The 23,065-nt window shown below is 69.1% G+C and carries 24 protein-coding genes and 1 pseudogene; 14 read left to right on the forward strand and 11 right to left on the reverse strand.

Annotation, left to right across the window (positions count from 1 at the left end; translation table 11 throughout):
• Positions 1 to 15: 15 nt before the first annotated feature.
• The 3 genes from ACFVUT_RS30285 (at position 16) to ACFVUT_RS30295 (ending at position 3,062) form a co-directional block, all read left to right on the forward strand.
• Positions 16 to 396 carry a hypothetical protein gene (locus tag ACFVUT_RS30285; RefSeq protein WP_389655847.1) on the forward strand — a complete coding sequence of 127 codons (381 nt, stop codon included), beginning with the start codon at positions 16 to 18 and terminating at the stop codon, positions 394 to 396.
• Positions 397 to 570: 174 nt separating this feature from the next.
• The gene (locus ACFVUT_RS30290) at positions 571 to 1,668 is read left to right on the forward strand and encodes an NADH:flavin oxidoreductase/NADH oxidase (protein WP_389655849.1); all 1,098 of its coding nucleotides are present in this window, start codon (positions 571 to 573) and stop codon (positions 1,666 to 1,668) included.
• Positions 1,669 to 1,856: 188 nt separating this feature from the next.
• A complete protein-coding gene (locus ACFVUT_RS30295) occupies positions 1,857 to 3,062 on the forward strand; it encodes a helix-turn-helix domain-containing protein (protein WP_389655851.1) in 1,206 nt (401 codons plus the stop codon).
• A 162-nt stretch (positions 3,063 to 3,224) separates the two neighbouring features.
• On the opposite strand, the gene ACFVUT_RS30300 is transcribed toward ACFVUT_RS30295, so the two are convergent.
• Positions 3,225 to 6,248: a carbohydrate binding domain-containing protein gene (locus ACFVUT_RS30300; protein ID WP_389655853.1), complete on the reverse strand. Its 3,024-nt coding sequence runs from the start codon at positions 6,246 to 6,248 to the stop codon at positions 3,225 to 3,227.
• Positions 6,249 to 6,523: 275 nt separating this feature from the next.
• Here ACFVUT_RS30300 and ACFVUT_RS30305 point away from each other — a divergent pair, with 275 nt between their 5' ends.
• Both ACFVUT_RS30305 and ACFVUT_RS30310 read left to right on the forward strand, forming a co-directional pair.
• Entirely contained in the window at positions 6,524 to 6,940 is a 417-nt protein-coding gene (locus ACFVUT_RS30305) for an acyl-CoA thioesterase (protein WP_389655855.1), read from the forward strand.
• Between the two features lie 268 nt (positions 6,941 to 7,208).
• On the forward strand, positions 7,209 to 7,592 hold the full coding sequence (locus ACFVUT_RS30310; protein WP_389655857.1) for an ArsR/SmtB family transcription factor: 384 nt from the start codon (positions 7,209 to 7,211) through the stop codon (positions 7,590 to 7,592).
• Positions 7,593 to 7,630: 38 nt separating this feature from the next.
• Here the strand turns inward: ACFVUT_RS30310 and ACFVUT_RS30315 are convergent, their stop codons facing one another.
• Together ACFVUT_RS30315 and ACFVUT_RS30320 are read right to left on the reverse strand one after the other, a co-directional pair.
• Positions 7,631 to 9,046 (reverse strand): FAD-dependent oxidoreductase, encoded by a 1,416-nt coding sequence (locus ACFVUT_RS30315; RefSeq protein WP_389655859.1) that lies wholly within the window; start codon positions 9,044 to 9,046, stop codon positions 7,631 to 7,633.
• Between the two features lie 74 nt (positions 9,047 to 9,120).
• Complete coding sequence (locus ACFVUT_RS30320; protein WP_389655902.1) at positions 9,121 to 9,792, reverse strand: DUF305 domain-containing protein; 672 nt, start codon at positions 9,790 to 9,792, stop codon at positions 9,121 to 9,123.
• A 183-nt stretch (positions 9,793 to 9,975) separates the two neighbouring features.
• Here ACFVUT_RS30320 and ACFVUT_RS30325 point away from each other — a divergent pair, with 183 nt between their 5' ends.
• Positions 9,976 to 11,466 (forward strand): LVIVD repeat-containing protein, encoded by a 1,491-nt coding sequence (locus tag ACFVUT_RS30325; protein WP_389655861.1) that lies wholly within the window; start codon positions 9,976 to 9,978, stop codon positions 11,464 to 11,466.
• 79 nt (positions 11,467 to 11,545) lie between these two features.
• On the opposite strand, the gene ACFVUT_RS30330 is transcribed toward ACFVUT_RS30325, so the two are convergent.
• From ACFVUT_RS30330 to ACFVUT_RS30355, 6 genes are all read right to left on the reverse strand, one after another.
• Positions 11,546 to 11,725 carry a hypothetical protein gene (locus tag ACFVUT_RS30330; protein WP_389655863.1) on the reverse strand — a complete coding sequence of 60 codons (180 nt, stop codon included), beginning with the start codon at positions 11,723 to 11,725 and terminating at the stop codon, positions 11,546 to 11,548.
• A gap of 69 nt (positions 11,726 to 11,794) precedes the next feature.
• The gene (locus tag ACFVUT_RS30335; RefSeq protein WP_389655865.1) at positions 11,795 to 12,496 is read right to left on the reverse strand and encodes an HAD family hydrolase; all 702 of its coding nucleotides are present in this window, start codon (positions 12,494 to 12,496) and stop codon (positions 11,795 to 11,797) included.
• Between the two features lie 12 nt (positions 12,497 to 12,508).
• Positions 12,509 to 13,201 carry a phosphatase PAP2 family protein gene (locus ACFVUT_RS30340; RefSeq protein ID WP_389655867.1) on the reverse strand — a complete coding sequence of 231 codons (693 nt, stop codon included), beginning with the start codon at positions 13,199 to 13,201 and terminating at the stop codon, positions 12,509 to 12,511.
• 33 nt (positions 13,202 to 13,234) lie between these two features.
• Positions 13,235 to 14,170, reverse strand: coding sequence for a M56 family metallopeptidase (locus tag ACFVUT_RS30345; protein WP_389655869.1), 936 nt, complete (start codon positions 14,168 to 14,170; stop codon positions 13,235 to 13,237).
• 86 nt (positions 14,171 to 14,256) lie between these two features.
• Positions 14,257 to 14,835: a DUF5134 domain-containing protein gene (locus ACFVUT_RS30350; protein ID WP_389655871.1), complete on the reverse strand. Its 579-nt coding sequence runs from the start codon at positions 14,833 to 14,835 to the stop codon at positions 14,257 to 14,259.
• A 135-nt stretch (positions 14,836 to 14,970) separates the two neighbouring features.
• Positions 14,971 to 15,357 (reverse strand): VOC family protein, encoded by a 387-nt coding sequence (locus tag ACFVUT_RS30355; protein WP_389655873.1) that lies wholly within the window; start codon positions 15,355 to 15,357, stop codon positions 14,971 to 14,973.
• Between the two features lie 78 nt (positions 15,358 to 15,435).
• Here ACFVUT_RS30355 and ACFVUT_RS30360 point away from each other — a divergent pair, with 78 nt between their 5' ends.
• Positions 15,436 to 15,987, forward strand: a complete 552-nt coding sequence (locus ACFVUT_RS30360) for a GNAT family N-acetyltransferase (RefSeq protein WP_389655875.1) — start codon at positions 15,436 to 15,438, stop codon at positions 15,985 to 15,987.
• A 125-nt stretch (positions 15,988 to 16,112) separates the two neighbouring features.
• Here the strand turns inward: ACFVUT_RS30360 and ACFVUT_RS30365 are convergent, their stop codons facing one another.
• Positions 16,113 to 16,763, reverse strand: coding sequence for a glycerophosphodiester phosphodiesterase (locus ACFVUT_RS30365; RefSeq protein WP_389655904.1), 651 nt, complete (start codon positions 16,761 to 16,763; stop codon positions 16,113 to 16,115).
• A 166-nt stretch (positions 16,764 to 16,929) separates the two neighbouring features.
• Between ACFVUT_RS30365 and ACFVUT_RS30370 the strand changes: the two genes are divergently transcribed.
• The 4 genes from ACFVUT_RS30370 (at position 16,930) to ACFVUT_RS30385 (ending at position 20,577) form a co-directional block, all read left to right on the forward strand.
• Entirely contained in the window at positions 16,930 to 17,226 is a 297-nt protein-coding gene (locus tag ACFVUT_RS30370) for a hypothetical protein (protein ID WP_389655877.1), read from the forward strand.
• Between the two features lie 101 nt (positions 17,227 to 17,327).
• Positions 17,328 to 18,725, forward strand: coding sequence for a DUF6421 family protein (locus tag ACFVUT_RS30375; RefSeq protein WP_389655879.1), 1,398 nt, complete (start codon positions 17,328 to 17,330; stop codon positions 18,723 to 18,725).
• Positions 18,726 to 18,751: 26 nt separating this feature from the next.
• Positions 18,752 to 19,519, forward strand: coding sequence for an SDR family NAD(P)-dependent oxidoreductase (locus ACFVUT_RS30380; RefSeq protein ID WP_389655881.1), 768 nt, complete (start codon positions 18,752 to 18,754; stop codon positions 19,517 to 19,519).
• The gene (locus ACFVUT_RS30385; protein WP_389655883.1) at positions 19,498 to 20,577 is read left to right on the forward strand and encodes a threonine aldolase family protein; all 1,080 of its coding nucleotides are present in this window, start codon (positions 19,498 to 19,500) and stop codon (positions 20,575 to 20,577) included. The genes ACFVUT_RS30380 and ACFVUT_RS30385 overlap by 22 nt, the downstream gene beginning before the upstream one ends.
• Before the next feature lie 235 nt (positions 20,578 to 20,812).
• Here the strand turns inward: ACFVUT_RS30385 and ACFVUT_RS30390 are convergent, their stop codons facing one another.
• Positions 20,813 to 21,535: a lysophospholipid acyltransferase family protein gene (locus tag ACFVUT_RS30390; RefSeq protein WP_389655885.1), complete on the reverse strand. Its 723-nt coding sequence runs from the start codon at positions 21,533 to 21,535 to the stop codon at positions 20,813 to 20,815.
• A 216-nt stretch (positions 21,536 to 21,751) separates the two neighbouring features.
• Between ACFVUT_RS30390 and ACFVUT_RS30395 the strand changes: the two genes are divergently transcribed.
• The 3 genes and pseudogenes from ACFVUT_RS30395 to ACFVUT_RS30405 form a co-directional block, all read left to right on the forward strand.
• Positions 21,752 to 22,081, forward strand: coding sequence for a TlpA family protein disulfide reductase (locus ACFVUT_RS30395; protein WP_389655886.1), 330 nt, complete (start codon positions 21,752 to 21,754; stop codon positions 22,079 to 22,081).
• 196 nt (positions 22,082 to 22,277) lie between these two features.
• Positions 22,278 to 22,784 carry a flavin reductase family protein gene (locus ACFVUT_RS30400; protein ID WP_389655888.1) on the forward strand — a complete coding sequence of 169 codons (507 nt, stop codon included), beginning with the start codon at positions 22,278 to 22,280 and terminating at the stop codon, positions 22,782 to 22,784.
• A gap of 200 nt (positions 22,785 to 22,984) precedes the next feature.
• Positions 22,985 to 23,065, forward strand: a pseudogene (locus tag ACFVUT_RS30405) (electron transfer flavoprotein subunit beta); the annotation flags it as partial.

Raw genomic sequence — 23,065 nt, forward strand, 5'->3', positions numbered from 1 at the left:
GGGGAGAGCGGAGCGATGACGAGTGGGATCGAGGACCGCGACGGACACCTCGCGACCCTGGAGGCGACCGCCGTCGGTGCGGGGGTCCGGGTCAGGGGAGTGGCACCGTCGGGAGAGCTCACCCTGGTCTGCACCCCCGCCCGCGCCCGGGAACTGGCGGCGGCTCTCGCCCTCGCGGCGGACGAGGCCGAGAGTACGGCGTCGGCCGAGCCCGTGACCGTGAAGGCGCGCGATCTGCGCCGAGGGGACGTGCGCGCCGGCGACCGGGCCATGACGGTGGAGGGCGTCAAGAACGACGGCACCACCGCGCACGTCACCTGGAAGTCGGGCGCCGGACGCAGTTGGACCCAGGGGTACGACGCGGACGCCGACATCATGTTGAGGCGTCGCGGATAACCGCACACGGTCGCGTGGACGCGCGTGAGGCCCGTGCCCGGCCGGAAACGGAGCGGGCGCGGGCCGCACGCGCGTCGGCGCTCTTGTACGAGAAACATAGTAATTTGACGACTCTCGTAGTACGGGAGGTATCGTACTAGCTGTTCTTTCGTACCCGCCGAAACGGAGTCCGACGTGAGTGTCCTCTTCGAGCCCTGCACCCTGCGGTCGCTCGTCATTCCCAACCGGGTATGGATGGCGCCCATGTGCCAGTACAGCGCCGAACCCGTGGGGCCGAACACGGGCGTCGCGACCGACTGGCACTTCGCCCATCTCGCGGCACGCGCCATCGGCGGAACGGGACTCATCCTCACCGAGGCGACGGCAGTCAGCCCCGAGGGCCGGATCAGCCCGGCCGACCTCGGTATCTGGAACGACACCCAGGTGGCCGCCTTCCGCCGGATCACGGACTTCCTCAAGAGCCAGGGATCGGTTCCCGGCATCCAGCTTGCGCACGCGGGCCGGAAGGCGTCCACGGCCGCTCCCTGGCTGGGCGGTGGCCCTGTCGGGCCGGACGCGCACGGCTGGACGCCTGTCGCCCCGAGCCCGCTGCCGTTCGACGACGGTCACCCCGTGCCGCACGAACTGACGGTGGACGAGATCCAGGGCGTCGTCGACCGGTTCCGCGAAGCCGCCCGCCGCGCGCTCGACGCGGGCTTCCAGGTCGCCGAGGTGCACGGAGCCCACGGGTACCTGATCGGAGAGTTCCTCTCCCCGCACACCAACCGGCGCGACGACGAGTACGGCGGCAGCTTCGACAACCGCGTCCGCTTCGCCCTCCAGGTCGTCGACGCGGTACGGGAGGTCTGGCCGGCGGAACTGCCCGTTTTCTTCCGGATCTCCGCGACGGACTGGCTCACGGAGAACGACGAGGACGAGCGCGAGGGCTGGACCGTCGACGAGACCGTGCGACTGGCGAAGGAACTCCAGGCCCATGGTGTCGACCTGCTGGACGTCTCCAGCGGTGGAAACGCCCCGCGGGCCCGGATCGAGACGGGGCCGGGCTACCAGGTTCCCTTCGCCGAGCGGGTCAGGGAGCAGACCTCGCTCCCCGTGGCGGCCGTGGGCCTCATCACCGAGCCTCAGCAGGCCGAGAAGATCCTCACCGAGGGCCGGGCGGACGCGATTCTCCTCGGACGCGAACTGCTGCGGAACCCGTCATGGGCCCAGCACGCCGCCCGCGAACTGGGCGGCGAACTGCGCACGCCGGACCAGTACCACCGCGCGGTCTGACGACACGGCACGGCGGAACGACACCGCGACCCGGGGACTGCACCGGCCCATGTGCGGTCCGCCGTGAGCGGTTGAAGACAGCGGGGTAGCGAGGCGAAGCGAGCACCCCAGAGCCCTCGTCGCGTCCTGCGGCGGGGGCTCTTTTCGTTCCTGGCCCGACGTCGCCGTCACGGCGTACCGTCTGAGCTGTGAGCGAGCATCTCGGAGACAAGCTGTCCCGGCTCCGTCGGCTGTCGGACCTGACACAGGAAGAGCTGGCGGAGAAGTCGGGCGTGTCCGTCGACGTCATCCGCAAGCTGGAACAGAAGCGCAAGGGGTCCGCACGTCTGCCGACACTGCATGCACTGGCCGGCGGGCTCGGTGTTGAGCTGACGACGCTGCTGGGTGATCCTCCAGGTGTCCCGTCAACGGGAGAGTCCGACCCGCCACAGTTGGTGGCCGTTCGTCGAGCCGTTCACCCGCTCATGTTCGCCCCTCCGCAGGAGTCTGACGGAGCGGAGGTCCTCACGCCTGCACTGCTGCGCGCTGAGATCGCCGACGCATGGTCCATGTACCACTCGGCAGAGTTCCCCCAGCTCCTGAATCTGCTCCCCGGGATCCTCGCCGACGCCCGACTCACGGCGTCGCAGGGGGGCGACGGGGGGCAAGCCGCACTGGGCAAGGCATTCCAGCTGGCCGGACATCTGAGCATCCGTCTGGGCAAGCTGGACCTTGCCCTTGCCGCCCTGGAACGTGCCATAGCTGCCGCGGAAGTCTCCGGGGATCCCCTTCTCGTCCCGATGATCTGCAACTCCCTGGCGTGGGCGTACCAGAGATCCAATCGACTGGACGACGCCAAGAGCATTGCTCTGTACGCGTCCGACGGTATGGAGCGGGACGGCCTCACGGACGGCGCATCCGGGCTGCGGGTATGGGGCGGTCTGACCATGAGCGCCGCTACCTCGTACGCCCGGATGGACGCGTACGACGACGCGGACAGGATGATGCGCGCCGCGGAGAAGGCAGCCGGCCGCCTGGCGAAGATGCCGCCCACGGAAGGGGACGGGCGTCTCCTGTCCGTCTTCAGTAAGTCGTCCGTCCGCATCGAGCGTGTCCGCCTGGCCGTTCAGCACGACCGGCCGGAAGAGGCGCTACGCCTGGCCAAGGGAATGCGGCTGAGCAAGGACACACCGCCCTCCTGGCGCACCTGGCTGCTCCTGGACGTCGCCCGCGCACACACCGACGTCGGCAATGCGGAAGGCGCTGTAAAGGCGCTTGAGAGCCTCCGTCGAGTCGCCCCGACATGGATGCGGCATCACACGCTTGCAGTGGCCATCGTCAACGATCTGTGGGAACTCCCGTCCCGCCCCCTGGGCCTGCGCAAACTGGCGGAGTTCCTGGGAGTGGTGAAATAGCGTCGCCAAACTGGGACGCTGCATCCCTGTTTCATTGCCGCACGCGACGAAATCCACCACACGGCGGACACCCCTGAGCGGACGGGCCCGGCCCACGACCGGATGTCGCATCCGGCGTGGACCGGGCCGCCTGCCGCCTCTTCGGCTACTCCGGGTACGGGGCTACTTCAAGTACGGGCCCGCCGTGCCGATCTGGCCCGGTGCCGCGTTCTTGCCGCCGAGGTCGAGGACGTAGACCCGCATGTTTCCCTTGCCCGGGGCCGCGACCGTCAGCTTGCCGTCGGACACGACCTGGGTGTCCCCGGTGACGGCGTCCTTGTAGGTGCCGTTGGGGATCTGGGTGTACGTGGCACCGCCGGTGACGGCCACGAGCGCGAAGCTGTCGACACCGCTCGCGGTGTCCGTGTAGCGGCGCTTGTACGCCATCGAGCCGGTGATGCCCTCGGTGGAGTACTGGCCCATCTGGAGGGCGGGCACGGCCCGCCGGATCTCGTTGAGCCGCTGCAGATGCTTGACCAGCGGCTTGCTGAGCGTGTTGGCGACCTCGCCGGTGGCCGAGGTGACCTTGCCGAAGTCGGATGCTTCGACGGTGCCCGCGAGATGGTCGCCGTAGTACGCGCGCCCGGTGGTCGCCAGCGGGCAGCTCGGCCCGCAGTCGATCTTCTTCCCTGCCTGGAACTCGATCTCGGACCCGTAGTAGAGGGTCGGGATCCCGCGGAACGTCCACATCAGAGACATGTTCTCGGCCCATGCGTCGGTACCGCCGGCGTACCGCTCGCTGCTCTTGTTGGGGCCGTAGTCGTGACTGTCGACGTACACGACGTTGTACGTCGCGTCGTTGTAACTGTCGTCGGAGTCCTTGCCGTTGTTGTACGCGTTGTTGGCGTCACCGAAATTCATGTGCATCCGCATGTCGATGACGTTCATGCCGGAGAACTGGCTGTGGTCCGGCGTGTGGTACGTGTTCCCGTCCAGGAAGGCGTTGGCGGACGTCGGCTGTGATCCGGTGCCCTGCTGCTGCTCGTAGTCGTACATCTCCAGGGCGGCCTTCTCGTCGTCGGCGTCGTACTCCTTGCGTTCCTTCCATGTGTAGAACTGCGCCGAGTGGTTGACCGAGCCGCGGTTCCACTTGTCGTTGACGAAGGCGGCGACCTCGCCGAAGACGAAGAAGTTCTCCGCGGCCCGGGCGCCGAACTGCGAGGTGACGCGCTCCTGGATCGCGGGCAGGAAACGGCGGTTCCAGGTGGTGCGGGGGATGTGGACGGCGGTGTCCACGCGGAAGCCGTCGACGCCCATGTCGATGTACTTGTTGTAGGCGCCGATCAGGTAGTTCTGGACGGGTGCGCTCTCGGTGTTGAAGTCGGCGAGATCCTCGTGCAGCCAGCAGCTGCGGGCGTCCTCGCCCTCCCAGTTCCCGATCCAGCAGTTGTGGTAGTACGCCTTCGGGAACATGCCGGAAGTCGGGTTCGGCCACTGGCAGTTGTAGATCCGGTACCCCTCGGCGGAGGTGCCGCCGGTGGGCTTGCCCCAGTTCAGGCAGGTGTTTCCGGACGGTTCGGCGGTGGACCAGAGATCGCCGTTGTAGTACGACTTCCCGGACTTCGGCTCGACGCTCACACCGTCGTATTCGAAGCCGTCGTTCTTCTCGTCGTAGTACCAGCTCCACTGGTCGTCGCGGACGCCGTAGACCGTCGGGGTGAACAGCCCCTTGGCGCCCCAGCGCGAGGAGTGGTTGTAGACGACGTCCTGGTAGATCTTCATGCCCTTGGCGTGGGCCGCGTTGATCAGGTCCTGGTACGAGGCACCGGCGGACTCCAGACGGCCGTCGACCTTGTAGAAGTCGTAGCCGTGGTAACCGTGGTAGTCGTAGTCGGACCGGTTCAGCACCACCGGGGTGATCCAGATCGCGGAGAAGCCGAGGCCCTTGATGTAGTCGAGCTTGTTGACCAGGCCCTTGAAGTCCCCCCGGAACATCGGGTCGTTGTTGGCCGCGTTGCCGGACTTCTCGTGCTGGCTGCCACCCCGGTTGTTGGAGCTGTCGCCGTCATTGAACCGGGCGGTGAGCACGAAGTAGATCGGGTCCTTGCGCGGATCGGTGCCCAGAGGCTGCCCGGCGGCCGGAGCGGCCGGCTTCTCCCCGGTGGTGGCGGTGGCGGTGGCCGATGCGGCGGAGACGTTGCCGGCCGCGTCGACCGCCTTCACCGTGTAGCTGTAGGCCGTCCTCTCCTCCAGGTTCGCGTCGGAGTAGACGGTGGAACCGACATCGGTGACCATCGTTCCCTTGGTGCCGCCGGTCCTGGTCACCTGGTACTTGGTGACGCCCCGGTCATCGGTGGACGGCTCCCAGGTCAGCACCACCGACACACCGTCGGCGTCGGCGCTGACCTTCGTTGGTACGGACGGGGCCTCGGTGTCCGGGGACTCCTCGACGCACGGGTCCGCGGCGTCGGCGGTGACGGTCCTGTCCTTGACCGTGGAAACACCCGCCGGAATCGTGTAGTTGCTGCCGTTGTTGTTGTCCCAGACCCCGTTGCCGTTGTTGAACGCGGCCTGCATGGAGGTGGCACTGCCGAGATCGACAGACCGCTTCACCCACCCCGTACAGGCCGCTTCCATGCCCACACCCGGGACAGCGGTCCACGATCCGCCCGCCGGCTGGTAGTGGAGGTTGGTGGTGGTCCAGCCGACCGTCGTCGTCGAGTAGTAGACCGACGCGGTGTGGCTGTCCGTCGGAGAGGGCGAGGGCTCCGGGTCGGTGCCGGTGTCGGCACACGGGTCGCTGTGTGCCACGACCCCGTCCTTGACGGTGATGCTGCCGGTTCCCAGCGCGTAGTTCTTGCCGGCGTTGTTGTCCCAGACCCCGTTGCCGTCGTTGAACGTCGCCGCCAGACCGGACGCGCTGCCCAGGCTGACGGTCTTCTTGACCCAGTCGGTGCAGGCCGCCTCCATCCGCACACCGGGCACGGTCGTCCAGGAACCGCCGTCCGGCGCGTAATGCAGGTTGTACGCCGACCAGTTCTTGGTCTTCGTGTAGTAGAAGACCGTCGCGGTGTTCTCCGTCGACGCGGCGGGAACGACGGACGGCGGGCCGTTCTCCGGTAGCGCGGTGAGGAGTCCGAGCAGCCCGGCCGCTGCCACGGCTGCCGCCAGGGGGCGCCTCAGCAGCCGGTGCGAGGTGTGTCTCATGCGTATCTCCAGGGGAGGGCCGCGGCCCAGCGGCCCCGGCAGCCAACGGCGCAGATGGTCATCGACGACCTGCGAGGTCCCGCCGGAGAACCCTGACGCGCCTCGGGGTTCGGGCGAGCAGTGCATTCCGAACAGCAACTGCTGTCAGAATTTTGCTGCAATCTCTTGCGGGGAGGAAGTTACCCGCGCATGACAGGTGCGTAAAGCCCCGCGGCGTGGGCAGTTGTACCCGGCGCGGCGGGAATCGTGGAATGCGCCGGGCTGTTGGGAGAGTCATGACTTTCTCTGTGGACGTGACCGTCCGTGGCTACGAGCTGGACACGCAAGGGCATCTGAACCAGGCCGTCTATCTGCAGTACGCCGAGCACGCGCGCTGGGAGCTGCTGCGCGCGGCCGGACTTCCGCAGGAGAAGCTGCTGGCGAGCGGAGTCGGTCCGGTGGCGCTCGAAACGACGGTGAAGTTCCGGCGGGAGCTCCGCGGCGGCGACCGGGTGCGAGTGACCTGCCGGTTCGTATACGGCGAAGGGAAGACGTTCACGGTCGCGCAGGAGATCCTCAAGGAGGACGGGACGGTCGCGGCGGAGGTCACGGGCCTGGCGGGGATGCTCGACCTGACGGCCCGTAGGCTGATCGCCGATCCGGCCGGACACCTCGCCTCACTCGCCGAGAACCCGGACCTGCTCAGCGGCTGACGGGCCGCCGGGTTCGCTCATCGCCCAGTGCCCGGAGGGCGGCCCGCGCCGATTCCCCGAACCGCTGACCCCGCCCGGCCGGAGCCCGCTCGAACCGCCGGACGCCATATGCGCCTGGGGGAGCTTCACGTGGAAGAGCTCATCGGCGCCCGCGTGGCGGCCTCGCGGGCCGGCCGACGCGCGGCCGGACTCATTGTACGATGAATGTCAAACTATGACAGGTCTCGTATGATGAGAGAGCCGGACAGAGCCAGCGAGCGGAGCCATCGTGACCCCAGTCAGCGCCCCCGACGCACCGAGCGCCGCTGCGGTCGGCGGCCGCGCGCTCGACCACCCCACGCGGGACGAGATCCGCATCGAGGCGGTGCTCCACGCACTCTCCGACCCGATGCGGCTGCGCGTGGTCCGGGAGCTGGCCGCCGCCGATGCCGAGCTCATCTGCTCCCGCATCGAGCTCCCGGTGTCCAAGTCGACGTCCACGCACCACTTCCGGGTGCTGCGCGAGAGCGGCGTCATCGAGCAGTTCTACCGCGGCACGGCCAAGATGAACGGGCTGCGCCGGGACGATCTTGAGGCGCTGTTCCCCGGGCTGCTGGACACCGTCCTGGACGCTGTGAACCGGCAGGTGCGGCGCGTCGGCGAAGAGCGATAGCGTCACGCTCCACCTCGGTCGAGTGAAGAGCGATAGCGTCACGCTCCGCCCCGGTCGCCGTCCTTCGCGGCGCTCAGCAGCCCCGCCCAGTCCGGGATCTTCACCGGCCCGCGGCCCAGGGAGCGCCCCAGCGCCGCTTCCGCCCGCTCGATGGACAGCCAGCCGTCCCACTCCACCGGGCGCAGCCCCCACGCCCGCAGCGCGGCCACCGGATCGGGTGCCGACGGGCGCCCAGTGAGCAGCGGAGCGTCGTCGAGCAACGAAGCCACCGTCTCCTTCGCGCAGGACCGGTTCGATCCGATCACCCCGGTCGGCCCCCGCTTGATCCACCCGGCGACGTACTCCCCGGGCGAGGGCACCCCGTCCCGCAGCACCCGCCCCGCCCGATGCGGCACCGTCCCGCGTGCGGGATCGAACGGCAGACCGGGGAGCGGCAGCCCCCGGTACCCGACGGCCCGCAGTACGAGCTGGGCATCGATGTCCTCGTACCTGCCGGAGTCGCGCACACCCCCGCTGCCGTCCGGCACGGTACGGGAGAACCGCACCCCGGCCACCCGGCCGTCCCGTTCCAGCAGCGCGACGGGGCGCAGAAAGAACCGCAGATGGATGGTGCGCACCGGATCCTCTGCCATGGTCCCGCCGACGGGGCCGGCGGTGGCCCAGCCGCGCAGCACCTCGACATTGCGCCGCGCCGCCGCCGTCAGGGACGGTGCGTTCGGCGGTGAGGACAGGGCCGGTGCCGAGCCGGGGGACGGATCGGCGTACGCCGGATCGAGGGCCAGCTCCGCCTCGTCCACCACGACCCGCGCGCGGGGCAGCGTGCCCAGCTCGCGCAGTTCCTTGGTGGTGAACCTGGCCTGGGAGGGGCCGCGCCTGCCGGCCATGTGGATCTCGCGCACCCGGCTTCCGGCGAGCGTGCCGAGTGCCCCGTGCGGTACGTCGGTGGGGCGCAGCTCATCCCCGCCCCGTGCCAGGATCCGCGCCACGTCCACCGCCACGTTGCCGACCCCGATCACCACGGCCGAACGGGCTCGCAGCACGAAGTCGTCGGCGGCGTCCGGGTGCGCGCTGTACCAGGACACGAACTCCGTCGCGGAGCAACTGCCGGGCAGGTCCTCACCGGGGATGCCGAGACCGCGGTCGGTCGCCGCCCCGACGCAGTACACGACCGCCTGGTACAGCTCGCGGATCCGTTCGGTCGGGATTCCGTCGCCGCCCACCTCGACATTTCCGACGAAGGTGATCCGCTCGTGCTCCAGGACCGTACGCAGGCTGCGCTGCAGTGATTTGATCTTCTCGTGGTCGGGGGCGACGCCGTAGCGCACGAGGCCGTACGGGCAGGGGAGCCGGTCCAGCACGTCGACCCGGACACCTGGGATCCGGTCCTGCTCGACCAGGGCCTGGGCGGTGTAGACCCCGCTGGGGCCGGAGCCGACGACGGCGACACGGAGCACGGCGCACCTCTTCCCGCGGGATTCCTCCAGCATGGCACCGGCGGCCCGGGCGCGGGAGAGGCGCGCGGGTGCGGTCAGGACGACATCGCGCGCATCCTGTCGATCTCCGCCGTCTGCTGGGCGACGACGTCCCCGGCCATCTCCTCGACCTGCACGTTGTTGCCCTGTGAGAGGACTTCCGTCGCCATGGTGATCGCTCCCTGATGGTGGGTGGTCATCAGTTTCAGGAAGAGCTTGTCGAAGGCCGCACCGTTCGCCGTCCTTGCCTGTTCCAGCTGCTTGGCGGTCGCCATCCCCGGCATCGCCGAGTGATCGTGGCCGCTCGTGTGCTTCTCTCCGTCGTGGTGGGTGAGCCACCCCTCCATGGCGCCGATCTCCGGCTTCTGGGCCGCGGTGATGCGCTCGGCGAGCCGCTTGACCGCGGCGGAGTCCGAGCGGTCGGGCACGAGGGCGGTCAACTCCAGTGCCTGGGCGTGGTGTCGGATCATCATCTGCACGTACTGGAAGTCGGCCGAGTTGGGGGTGTCGTCCGTGGCTTCCTTCGCGACCTTCGCCGCTTCCTCGGGGGACAGGGTCCGCGCGGGCTCGCCCGGTTTCCCCGGCGCCACAACCGAAGGACCCTCGCCCGTCTGCGCCTTCGTGCGGTCGTCACCGCCTCCGCCGTCGCAGGCGCCCAGGGTGAGAGCGGCAGTCAGGACGGCCACGGCAAGAGCGGATCTGCGTACGCACATGGTCCGACGGCGCATCAACAAGAGGACCTCCATTGCCCTATGGGGTGGTTGCCAACCGTCCTAACACGCTTCCGCGCGACAGTGATCAGAAACTTTCATTACGTCTCTGTTGCCATCTGTTGGTATGGCCATGGCAAGGACGATACTGCCGGGGTCCGTGAACTGTTCAACTACGTACGGATACATGGGAGGAACGCAGTGATTTCGTTGCGTACGAGCCCGGCGCGCCGCAGACGCCTGGGTGTGACCGTGGCAGCCGCCGGGCTGCTGGCCACGCTGCTGACGGCCGGCCCCGCGGCCGCGACGCCCGATCCCGGTGACACGACTGCCGCCCGTGCCGATGTCTCCACGGCACAGGAGGCCGAAGCCGCGGCAGCCATCCGCGGCGGCGAGATACCCGGCGTGGACGAGATCGTCCACAGCGGCAACATCACCCATCTGGCCAATGTCCCGAAGGACGCACTCCAGGGGCTGAACACGGACCTGGCCTTCCAGGGGAAGTACGCCTTCGCAGGCAACTACGACGGCTTCCGGATCTACGACATCAGTAATCCGAAGTCCCCCAGAACGGTCTCGCAGGTCCTCTGTCCCGGATCGCAGAACGACATCTCGGTCTCGGGCAACCTGCTCTTCCTGTCCACCGACTCCTCGCGCAGCGACAACTCCTGCACCAGCACCACCCAGCCCGCCACGGAGAAGTCCTCCTGGGAGGGCATGAAGATCTTCGACATCAGCGACAAGCGCAACCCGAAGTACGTCGCCGCCGTCGAGACCGCCTGCGGTTCGCACACCCACACACTGGTTCCCGCGCGCGGCAGCGTGTACGTGTACGTCTCCTCGTACTCGCCGAGCGAGTCGTTCCCCGACTGCCAGCCGCCGCACGACGGGATCTCCATCATCAAGGTCGACCGCAAGGCGCCCCAGAAGGCCGCGGTCGTGAACTTCCCCGTGCTCTTCCCGGACGGCGGCAACCCGGGCGCGCCCACCAACCCGGGAGTCTCGAAGACGACCGGCTGCCACGACATCACGGTGCTGCCGTCGAAGGACCTGGCCGCCGGAGCCTGCATGGGCGACGGTCTGCTGTTCTCCATCAAGGATCCGGAGCATCCGAAGATCATCGACCGGGTCCAGGACAACGTGAACTTCGCGTTCTGGCACTCGGCGACGTTCAACCAGAAGGCAGACAAGGTCGTCTTCACCGATGAGCTCGGCGGAGGTGGCGCCGCCACCTGCAACGACGAGATCGGGCCGAACCGCGGTGCCGACGGCATCTACGACATCGTCGGCAAGGGCGACCACCGCAAGCTGGTCTTCCGCAGCTACTTCAAGATCGACCGTCCGCAGGCCGACACCGAGGTGTGCGTTGCCCACAACGGTTCGATCATCCCGGTCAAGGGCCGTGACCTGATGGTCCAGGCCTGGTACCAGGGCGGAGTCTCGGTGTGGGACTTCACCGACTCCTCCAAGCCGAAGGAGATCGGCTACTTCGAGCGCGGCCCCATCAACACGGAGGCCGTCACCACGGCCGGCCCCTGGTCGGCGTACTACTACAACGGCTACATCTACTCCAACGACATCGCCAAGGGCTTCGACGTCCTGAGGCTGGACGACCGGCGGACCGACCCGGCGAAGCGGGTGCGGCTGGACGAGCTCAATGTCCAGACGCAGCCGGACTACTTCGACCGCTGACCGGGCCGCACTTCCTGTCGAGCGGCGTCCCGCGGGGCGGATCCTCCGTCCCGCGGGACCGCCACCGCCGACGCGTGTGTCAGGCGGCCGACCGCGCGCTCGGGCCGGTCGCCGCGGCCCACTCCACCAGCAGTCGCTGGTACTGCTCCTCGTCCTCCGGGGACAGACAGCCACCGGAGCGCTGCCAGAGGTCACGAATCTCTTTGTTCACCACGGCGGCGCTGCGTACGGAGTCGGAGGAGGAGGGGTGACGGGACATGCCTACAGGCTAAGGCCCCGATGTGACAATCGGACCCATTGCGCGTCCGGGACATCTCTCACATGTCTTTCAGGCGATGCCCGGTACCAGCCCCAGTTTTCGTAGCCCGTCGGGCCGCTCCTCCACCGGAAGATGCTGTACAAAGCGCACCTGGCAGCCCAGGGCCGCCGCCCCACCGTCGGCGTGCCGGTCGTCGCCGACCATCACCACATCCGTCGGATTCTGGCCGAGAAGTGTGCAGGCCGTGTGGAAGAGCCGGGCGTCCGGCTTCTGGATGCCGTGCTCGTACGACAGGACGTAGGCGTCGACGTACGTGTCCAGGCCGTGGGCCCGGAAGACCGGCCGCAGGTCCCAGCCGATATTGCTGACCACACCGACACGCGTACCGCTGTCACGCAGTGCGCCGAGCACCTCTGCCGCGTCCGGATAGGGCCGCCACGCGGCAGGAGACCTGTGCCGCTCGTACAGGGCGTCGTACAGCCCCGGATCCGGCAGGGCCACCTGCCGGGCCAGTCCCGTGTACACCTCCCGGTGCAGGGCCGCGTTCTCGTCGCGGGCGGCCCATGCGGCGGCCAGCCGTCCGGGAACATGCAGGGGAGGCGGACCGCCCGGCAGCGCGCCGACGGATTCGAGCTCTCGCACGTACCGCTCGAAGTCGGCCCCGCTCACCTCCACCCCCTGCTCCGTGAGGACCGCGCGCAACCAGGATCGGACCGACTCGATACGGAACAGCGTCCCGGAGAAGTCGAAGAGCACACCCTTGATCTGCATGGACGCGATCCTTCACGGTGCAGGGGTGTTGTCGCAAGGCCGGTCCGCCCGCCGCTCGTACCGGGCGAGCCCGGCGACGGCGAACCCGACCACGGCCGCCCCCAGCAGCCAGCCGCCCACGACGTCGCTCAGCCAGTGCACTCCCAGATAGAGCCGGGTGGCGCCCACGCCGACCACCGAGACCGATGCCACCACCAGTGCCGCCCACCACACCCGGGGTCGCGTACCGTGCCGGCGCAGCAGCCAGAGCAGCAGACCGCAGGCCACCGTGGCCGACATCGCGTGGCCGGACGGGAACGCGGCGTAATGGGCGGAATCCACCGGGTCCGGCCACCGTGGACGCTCCCGGCCGACCGCGGACTTCAGGCCCTGTTGCAGGAGCGTCGACAGCACGACCGTCGCCGCCGCCCACACCGCCTGCGTCCTGGCCCCGCGCCACCACAGCACCGCCGCGGCCACCACGATCAGGGAGCGCATGGTCCAGGGATCCCACACCCAGTCGGTCAGGATCCGGTTCGCGTGGACGAGACCGGGTTCGGTGACCGCCCTCCGGTGCAGGGCGACCGCCACCGTTCGGTCCAGGGCCATCAGCGGTGACCAGCGCGCGACGACCAGGAGCAGCAGGACCAGCGCCGCGGAGGCGCAGGCCACGGCCGTACCGAGGGGCGAGAGGCCGGAACGGGTGCGGGGCGGCGAAGAGAGCATGGGGCGATCTTCGCGGACGATCCGCGTACCCGGCTATCCCAGAGCGCTGAGTCCCGGAAGGAACGCCACCAGAAGCGGAACCACCGGCACCAGGGCGGCTGCCGCGGTCAGCCGGAGCCGACGGCCCGCCGTGAGCCGTTCCACCGGGGTCAGCAGCCGGTTCACCCGCAGGGGCAGCTGGGCGTCCGGGGCCGGCCCCGGGCCGAACACGCCGCGGTCCTCGTTGAGTTCGACCAGGGCCAGCGCGATCGTCAGCCGTCCGAAGCGCCTGGACGCCACGTCGTCCGCGGCCAGTTCGATCAGCCGGTGCATCTCGTCGCGGAAGGCCGCGAACACCGGCACCTGCGGGAACCCGGTCGCGAGCGCGCCGGAACAGTGCAGCAGCCAGTCGTGCCTGGCGTTCGCGTGTCCCTGCTCATGGGCCAGCACGGCATCGAGCTGACGGCCCTTCAAGCGCCCGAGCGCCGCTGTGGTGATGACCAGTTGGGGCGCGGCGCCCGGCAGCCACCAGGCATCCGGGCGCTCTCCCTCCAGCACGACGAGCCGGTCGTTGCCGGGCTCCTCGCCGGGCAGCAGCGGGGCACGCACCAGCAGTTCGGCGCGGCGTCGCCTGCGTCGCACCTGGGCGCGGTGGATCTCCCGGACCAGCATCGCCACCGTCCACACCCCGCCGAGCGCCAGCAGGACGGCCATGGCCGCGAACCACCGCCCGTGGCCGCTCAGTGCATACGCCTCCACCACGGCATGAGGCGCCGGAGCGAACACATGCCCGCGCACCGCCTGCCAGGCCGCGGCCGCGCTGAACGTCATGGACAGCGCGAAGGAGAGCAGGACCCCGGCCACCACGCACTGCCACACCCACAGCGCGACGACGGGTTCGCGCTCGGGCCAATCGGCGCGTGCCATGAGGCGCGGAGTCACGACGGCGGCCAGTGCACCGAGCAGCAGCAGCGCGAGGGAGACCAACATGCCGTCAGCCTATGAGCCGCGCGATCGCCACGGGTATGGTTGCGCACAGCAAGTGATGCACGCCACGGTGTGGTCCGCCGCCGGTCTCACAGGGTCAGCAACATCGCGAACATGGCGATCCCCATCGTCAGCCGGCAGGCGAGAGCCAGCTCGGGCCGTGCGACCCAGCCGCCTCCGACAGGCCCGCCCCCACCCCCCGCCGTCGCGGCCACCGGTATCAACCGGGCCCCTGAACGCAGCACATAGACCGCGTAGTAGGCCAGCAGCAGTCCGGTCAGCAGGGGTATGCCCCCGGCCGTCGCGGCGATCCCGTGGCCCGCGTGTCCCTCGTGGGCCCCACCTCCCGGTGCCATCGCCAGCGCCATGTAGACCATGGCCGACGACCCGACCAGGTGGTGCAGATGGTGCCTGCTGTGCCGGGAGAACCACAGCGCGCGCAGCGAGGCCGTGCCGAACAGCACCGCGTACACCGCCCAACCCCACGCCGGTGGTGTCACGACGGCGGCGGGCACCGCCATGGCGGCCATGCCGAACCCCATCAACGCCTCCGCCCGTGCGGTTCTGCGGCCCTCCCCGGTCTCGCCACGTGTGCGCAGCAGGCAGTACGCGCCCGTCATCGCGCACAACGCCATGAGCAGCCAGCCGGACATCGCCGGTCCGTGCACAGCGCACCTCCCCCTGGACATACGACGTCGGTCCCCTTGGTCGATGCCCGGGACGAACCGCTCGTACGCGGCGCATTGGGGTACACGGGGAGCGCGCGACGGGAGTGTTTCCCGCCGCGCACGGACGATCAGGGCCTACGGCCGGTGGCGCAGCGGATGGTCCTCCGGCACCTCCACGACGACGATCCGGTGCCCGTCCGGATCGCGGATCCACATCTCGACGAGCCCCCACGGCTCACGCACCGGCGGCCGAACCACCTCGACGCCGCGGGCCGACACCTCCTCGTGCGCCGCTCGGACGTTCGCGACCTGCAGCCACAGCGAGAGGCCGGGCACCGGCGGAGAGGTGGCGCGTCCGGAGACCTCCAGGAAGCCGCCTCCGAGGAAGTAGACCGTGCCGCGCTCGGGGCCGGTGCCGAACTCCCGGTAGACGGGCAGTCCCAAGGACTCGCCGTAGAAGATCCGTGACCGTTCGGGATCGGCCGGACGCAGAAGAATCCGGCTGCTCAGCACATGAACCATGCGCCGACCATAGGACCTGGACACGGGGGTTACGCTGCTGCGGCACGGCCACAGCAGAGAAACGGAGAGCCACCCGCCATGGACACAGCCCCCGCCACCGACTCGTTGCCGCTGACCTTCCGCGACGCGGCCGGCACCGATGTGCCCGCGCTCGTGGCTCTGATCGAGTCGGCATACCGCGGGGACTCCAGCCGGGCCGGATGGACCACCGAGGCGCATCTCCTGGAGGGGCAGCGCACCGACCCGGACGGTGTCCGCGAGGTCATCGAGGCGCCCGGCAGCCGCCTGCTCGTGGTCGAGCGCGACGGCGCGCTCGTCGCCTGCTGCCAGCTCGAACACCGCGGTGACGCGGCCTACTTCGGGATGTTCGCGGTCCGCCCCGAGCTGCAGGGTGCCGGCCTCGGCAAGACGATCATCGCCGAGGCCGAGCGCACCGTGCGCGAGAGCTGGGGGGTGCGGGAGATGCACATGACCGTGATCTCGCTGCGCGAGGAGCTGATCGCCTGGTACGAGCGCCGGGGCTACCGCCGTACGGGAAAGGTCAGCCCGTTCCCGTACGGCGACGAACGCTTCGGCATCCCGCAACGCGACGACCTCGCCTTCGAGCTGCTGGTCAAGGACCTGGTCTGACGGGTCCGATCAGCCGGTGAGGCGACCGGAGCTGCGGATCTCCGGACAGTCGGTGAGCGCGCCGGTCAGGCGGTCAGGCGGTCAGCCTGCACGGCGGATCTCCGGGCGGTCGGTGAGCGTGCCGATCAGGCGGTGAAGCGGCCGGCGCGGCGGATCTCCGGGTAGTCGGTGGTCGCGCCGTCCAGCCGCAGGGCGCGTACCAGCCGCAGATGGTCCTGGGTGTTCACCACCCAGCCGATGACCTTCAGTCCTTCGGCGTGCGCCTGCTCGACCACCTCCAGGGTGAGGCGGCGGATGTTCAGCGCCAGCGTGGCCGCACCCACCGCCTTCGCCCGCTCCACCACGTCGCCGCCCCAGCGGCCGGCGATGAGCACGGTGCGCACCCCCGGCACCAGGTTCGCGATCTCGGCGACCGCCTCGTCGTGGAACGACGACACCTCGACCCGGCCGACGAGACCGCGCCGCAGCATCACTTCGGCCAGAGCACGGGCCGCTGCCACATCCTTGATCTCCGCCTGTACGGGTGACCGCACGGCGTCGAGCACCTCCTCGAAGACCGGCACGCGCTCGCCCTGCCCGGCGTCGAGTTCGCGCAGCTCGGACAGGGTCTTCTCGGCGATCGGACCGCTGCCGTCCGTCGTGCGGTCCACATCGGCGTCGTGCATGACGGTCAGCGCGCCGTCCTTGCTCAGATGCAGGTCCAGTTCGATGGCGTCCATCCCGGCCTGTTCGGCACGGACGAACGACCGCAGGGTGTTCTCCGGCTCGACACCCATCACTCCGCGATGACCGATGGTGAGAAAAGACAAGGCAACTCGCTTCCGTCGACGGCGTCCCGCGTGCGGCTCCTACCCACGAGGCACTACGGCATTACGGCAATCCGGCACCCTATCGGCCCACCTCCGACACGAGGGAACCGCTGTGACGAGGTGGCGCGGCGCCGTGTCCGTGGACACCGTGGACATCGGCGGCACCGAGCAGGAACCCGGTGATGACGGCGGCGACAAGGACGGCGCGGACACGCACGCGGCGATCTCCTCAGGTGGTGCGAAGGGCGGATGCCGTCCGTCCTACCGGCAGGCGGCCGTGGCCGACGCGCTGTGTCACTCATGCGTGGGCGCGCCCCTGCACGAGATGACCGCTCAGATGTTCGAGTTCGGGCGGACCGGGAACCGAGGGCTCCGGTCGGTCGACGGAAGCGTTCGCCGGGAGGGTTTCAGGCAGGAAAAATCACGGTGACCATGGGGGTGCGCAGGATAATCTCCCGAGGTCCACTTGTCCGGAGGAAGTGTGCATGGATACGGTTGTCTGACGCGAGGTTCTCCTGTGGAGGAAGTGTTATGACGGAAATTCTTGTGCGTGACGTTGCCGCGGGTGACATAACTACCGACCGGCGGGTGGTCGACCAGCCCGCCTGGCCGGTGCTCAAGAATGCCGTCGAGGAGATCCGCCCCTGGCAGTCGAAGGACGGCTCGATCGACTTCGAGGCCGAGGGCGCCCCCTCCCGGGACACCGTCCTGGAGGCGCTGGAGCGCGTGACCGGAGCGGTCGAAGAGCTCTCCGCGCTGCTTCCGCACGATGCCGCGTACCATCGCGCGCTGGTCATGGACCTGCGTCGCTGGGCTGCCGACGGATTCGGGGTGCCGGACTTCCTCGACTCGCTGCTCGCCTTCCAGCCGGCCAGGGACCGGGCCGACGGGGTGCAGCACCTGGTCGTCTTCGCGATGTACACACAGAACGGCAACCCGGACCGCAACCTCGAAGCGGTCGTACTGCGGATGGTCTGGCCCGAGTGGCTGGCCGAGATCGAGGCCACCCGCTACGACAACCCGCTGTTCTGCGGCATCACCTTCGAGGACTTCACCTCCGGCTACGACACCAACTCCGCCGTGCTCTTCCCGGAGACCGTCGCCGTGCGCGAGGCCCCCGAGCGCTTCAGCTGGGGCGGGATCTTCTGCGATCGCGAGGCCGCCCGCTTCCGCCGGGTCACCGAGGCGTCGGTCGAGCTGCTCGGCGTCGAACTGCCGGACGACATCCGGGCGATGGTCGGCGACCAGCAGCGCTGCGAGCAGGCTTTCGTCCTCTGGGACATGATTCACGACCGCACGCACAGCCACGGCGACCTGCCGTTCGACCCCTTCATGATCAAGCAGCGTCAGCCGTTCTGGATGTACGGGCTCGAAGAGCTGCGCTGCGACCTCACCGCCTTCAAGGAGGCCGTGAAGCTGGAAGCCGACGGTTTCCCCCAGGGGCGCGACGTGCAGTACGCCGTGCTGTTCGACCGGATGTTCCGCTTCCCCGTCACCGGCGAGCGCGTCCGCAACTACGACGGTCTGGGCGGCCAGCTGCTCTTCGCGTACCTCCACAAGCACGACGTGGTCCGCTGGACCGACAACACGCTGCGGATCGACTGGGGCCGCGCCCCGGAGGTCACCAACCAGCTCTGCGGCGAGATCGAGAAGCTCTACCGCGACGGTATCGACCGCCCCAAGCTCGTTCACTGGTTCGCCGCGTACGGTCTCGTCTCCACCTACCTCGCCCCGCACCCGGGATCCCGCTGGGCCAAGGGTCCGGACGCGCTGGATCTGTCCCAGCCGCCCCGTAAGCTCGTCGACGACGTGCTTGCGGACGAGTTTCCCCTGAGCATGTTCTATGAGGCGCTCTCCAAGAAGCTGAAGAACGTGATCGCCTCGACCAAGGGGATCACCGCTGCGGATGCCGAGCGGGCAACCGCGTGAGCGCCGGGTCTGAGGAGGCGGTGGCCATGAACGGAAACGGCAGGAGCAATGGGAGCGGTGCTCTCGAAGGCGCCGTGATCGCGGTCGCCGGGGCCGCCGGCCCGGCCGGCCGGGCCACGCTGCTGAGACTCGCCGAGGCCGGTGCGACCGTCGTCGGGTCCGACGCCGATGCCACCCGCCTGGCAGAGGCCGTCGACGCCGCGCGTTACGCCCACGGCGGCGCCACCGTCACCGGGGACACGGTCGATCTGCTGGACCTCGCGGCCGCCCGCGAGTGGGCCGACCGGACGGAGAAGGAATTCGGCCGGATCGACGGCCTGGTCCACCTTGTCGGCGGCTGGCGCGGCAGTGCCACCTTCGCCGACACCGACCTCGCCGACTGGAACCTGCTGGAGAAGCTGTTGATCCGCACGGTCCAGCACACCTCACTGGCTTTCCAGGAGGGGCTGCAACGCAGCGACCGAGGCCGCTATGTGCTGATCAGCGCGGCCGGCGCGAGCAAGCCCACCGCGGGAAACGCGGCCTATGCCGCGTCGAAGGCGGCGGCCGAGGCATGGACGCTCGCGCTCGCCGACGCCTTCCGTAAAGCAGGGGGCGACGAAGGTCCGAAGACCGCGGCTGCGATCCTGATCGTCAAGGCACTGGTGCACGACGCGATGCGCGCCGAGCGCCCTCATGCGAAATTCGCGGGTTTCACCGACGTCAAGGAACTGGCCGATGCCATCGCCGGCGTCTGGGACCGGCCCGCCCCGGAAGTGAACGGAAAGCGCCTGTGGCTGACCCCGCAACCGTAAGGACCGACGCACGACGCCACCACGACCCGCAGGTACGCGGCTTCGCCAGTGACAACTACGCGGGCACGCACCCGGAGATCCTCGCGGCCATCGCCCTCGCCAACGGCGGTCACCAGATCGCCTACGGCGGGGACGACTACACCGAGCAACTCCAGCGCGTCATGCACAGTCACTTCGGCCCCACCGCGGAAGTCTTTCCGGTCTTCAACGGAACCGGCGCCAACGTCGTCTCGCTCCAGGCGATGACCGACCGCTGGGGCGCCGTGATCTGCGCCGAGTCGGCCCACATCCACGTCGACGAGGGCGGCGCCCCGGAGCGGGTGGGCGGCATCAAGCTGCTCACCGTGCCCACGCCGGACGGCAAGCTCACGCCCGAGCTCATCGACCGGCAGGCATACGGCTGGGACGACGAACACCGTGCCATGCCGCAGGTCGTCTCGATCACCCAGAACACCGAGCTGGGCACGGTCTACACACCTGACGAGATCCGCGCCATCTGCGACCACGCCCACGGCCACGGCATGAAGGTGCACCTGGACGGGGCCCGGATAGCCAACGCCGCGGCGTCGCTGGACGTACCGATGCGTACGTTCACCAACACCGTCGGCGTCGACGTCCTCTCGTTCGGCGGCACGAAGAACGGCGCCCTCTTCGGCGAGGCCGTGGTCGTCCTGAACCCGGACGCCGTCCGTGCCATGAAGCATGTGCGCAAGCTGTCGATGCAGCTCGCCTCGAAGATGCGTTTCGTGTCCGTACAGCTGGAGGCGCTGCTCGCCGGAGACCTCTGGCTGCGCAACGCCCGGCATGCCAACGCCATGGCCCAGCGCCTCGCGGAAGGCGTGCGCGCGGTGGACGGGGTGGAGATCCTCCACGCAGTCCAGGCCAACGCGGTCTTCGCCCGGCTGCCGCACGAGGTGAGCGAGCGGCTGCAGAAGCGCTTCCGCTTCTACTTCTGGGACGAGGCCGCCGGTGATGTGCGCTGGATGTGCTCCTTCGACACCACGGAGGACGACGTCGACGCGTTCGTCCTCGCGTTGAAGGAAGAGATGGCGAAGTAGCCCGACTGGACACGTGCGCCGTCCGTTGGAAAGTCCTTGAAGTCCCTGTGGTTCCTGGCGCCCCGTCGTGCCCGTGGGGGCGGTGCTCAGGTCGGCGCGCCGCCCCCACGGGGCGATCGGCCGGCTCGAAGCGGCAGCCGCCGAACCCGTCGAGCGGCCGGAGGGCCGGGCTCCGGAGCGCGGATCACCGCCGGCGCCCCGGAGCGATGCGCCGGTCGTGTGTGTCCCGGCCGCGTCAGCTGTTCCCGCGCACCTCGGCGGGCGTCGGAGCCGTACCGCCGAGGTGCGAAGGCACCCACCAGGTGTCGTTCGCGTCCTTCGGGCGCACCGGATAGGCGCGCTGGGCCGCTTCGAGCAGTTCCTGGACCCGCTCGCGCAGGCGTCGGGTGATCGCGCCCGCGTACTGGTCGGCGGGGGCCTCCACCGGCTCGCCGACCCGGACCGTCACCGGAACGTGGTCGCGCTTGAAGTTGCGCGGCCGGCCCTTGGTCCACAGCCGCTGCGTCCCCCACAGCGCCACCGGGACGAGCGGCACGCCCGCCTCCTGCGCCAGGCGGGCCGCGCCCGACTTGAAGCTCTTCAGCGTGAACGACTCCGAGATCGTGGCCTCGGGGAACACGCCGACGATCTCACCGGAGCGCAGCGAGTCCAGGGCGTGCGCGTAGGCGTGCTCGCCCTGCTTGCGGTCGACGGGGATGTGCTTCATGCCACGCATCAGTGGTCCGGAGACCTTGTGCCGAAAAACCGATTCCTTCGCCATGAAGCGGACGAGCCGCTTCTGCGGCAGCGCCGCGAGCCCGGTGAAGATGAAGTCCAGATAGCTGATGTGGTTGCTGACCAGAACCGCGCCACCGGTCTTCGGGATGTGCTCGCAGCCCTGGGTGTCGATCTTCAGGTCAAGCGCCTTGAAAAACGTTCGAGCGGCGCCGATGACCGGCCGATAGACGAGTTCTGCCATCTGGGGAAGACCCTTCTTCAGCGCCTGAGGAGGGTTCTCCCGGCGGAAGTTACGCAGCCGTAGGTTTGCGGCATTGCGCCGATCGTGCCCCATGTGCGACGCGGTGGCCAGTCTCCGCGGGTGCGGGCCGCGAGATTCTCGTCACGTGGAACCGTGGGGAATGTCTCGGCACATGGTGGCGCTGACTTCTTGCGAAGAGCTCTGAACGGGAGGCCGATGGTGAACGGGCAAACAGGCGTGGGGACGCTGGACGCGGCCCAACTCGGCGTGGAACTGGGGGAGCGGGCCACCCTCGTTCAGTTCTCCAGTGCATTCTGCCAGCCCTGCCGGGCCACCCGTCGCACGCTCGTCGAGGTGGCACGGATGGTGGACGGCGTCGCCCACGTCGAGATCGATGCCGAGGCACATCTCACTCTCGTGCGCGCGCTGGAGATCAGCCGGACGCCCACCGTGCTGGTCCTCGACGCCACCGGGCGGATCGTCCGCCGGGCCGTCGGACAGCCGCGCACCGTCGATGTCGTCGCGGCCCTGGGGCAGGCGATATGACGGACCGTGATGCATCTCCCACATTGCGGAACGCTCTTGACTGCACCCGCCACGCATCGTCAGTCTGACGCTATGCCGCCAGAACTCCTTCTCTATGGCCGGGTCCATGTGGATCTCGCCCGCAACGCGAGTGCGCGCTGTCCGGGTGCCTGAGCAATCACGGCCCCGTACGCCTCCCCCGCAGAAGGACACCTCCATGACGGCTTCGCCCGAGCTCGGCACCTCCCGCACGGCATCCCCCGAACTCCTCCGCTCGGTCTTCCGGCATCATGCCGCCGGTGTGGCAGTGATCACCGCCGCAGCCGACCGGCCGGTCGGCTTCACCGCCACCTCGCTCAGCTCCGTGGCGGCCGAGCCGCCGCTGATCTCCTTCGGGGTGGGGGTCTCGTCCTCCAGCTGGCCGGTGGTCGCCGAGGCCGAGCATGTTGGCGTTCACATACTCGGTGAGCACCAGCAGGAGCTGGCCGCCACTTTCGCCCGCAGTGGAGCCGACCGGTTCGGCCCGTCCACCTATTGGCGCAACGGACCGGAAGGTGTGCCGCTGCTCGACGGTGTGCTGGCGTGGCTGGTCTGCCGCGTGGTGGCACGTGTCCCGGCGGGCGACCACCGGATCGTGATCGCGGAGGCCGTCGTCGGAGACCCGGCCGGAGGCGGTCGTCCGCTCCTCTACCACGAAGGTCGTTTCACGGCCCTGCGGGACTGAGGGATCCCAAGCGGCGCTTGGGCGCCGAGCGTCGGCCACGTCACAGTCGAAGAGCTTGCCCATGGGTGACGCACTGGGTGTACTGGCGAGTAATAATGTGAGCGGAGCGTCGGTCGCCTCGACCGGAAACCGCCCCATCAGGCGCCTATGCTGCGTGCAACAAGGCAGCCCGGAAATGACGATGCAGTAGGAGAGCCGGCGTGAGCTTGAGGATCGTTGTCTGTGTGAAGTACGTGCCCGATGCGACGGGTGACCGGCATTTCGCCGATGATCTGACGGTG

The organism is Streptomyces sp. NPDC058051, from assembly GCF_042885475.1.
In the GTDB taxonomy this organism is placed as follows: Bacteria; Actinomycetota; Actinomycetes; order Streptomycetales; family Streptomycetaceae; genus Streptomyces.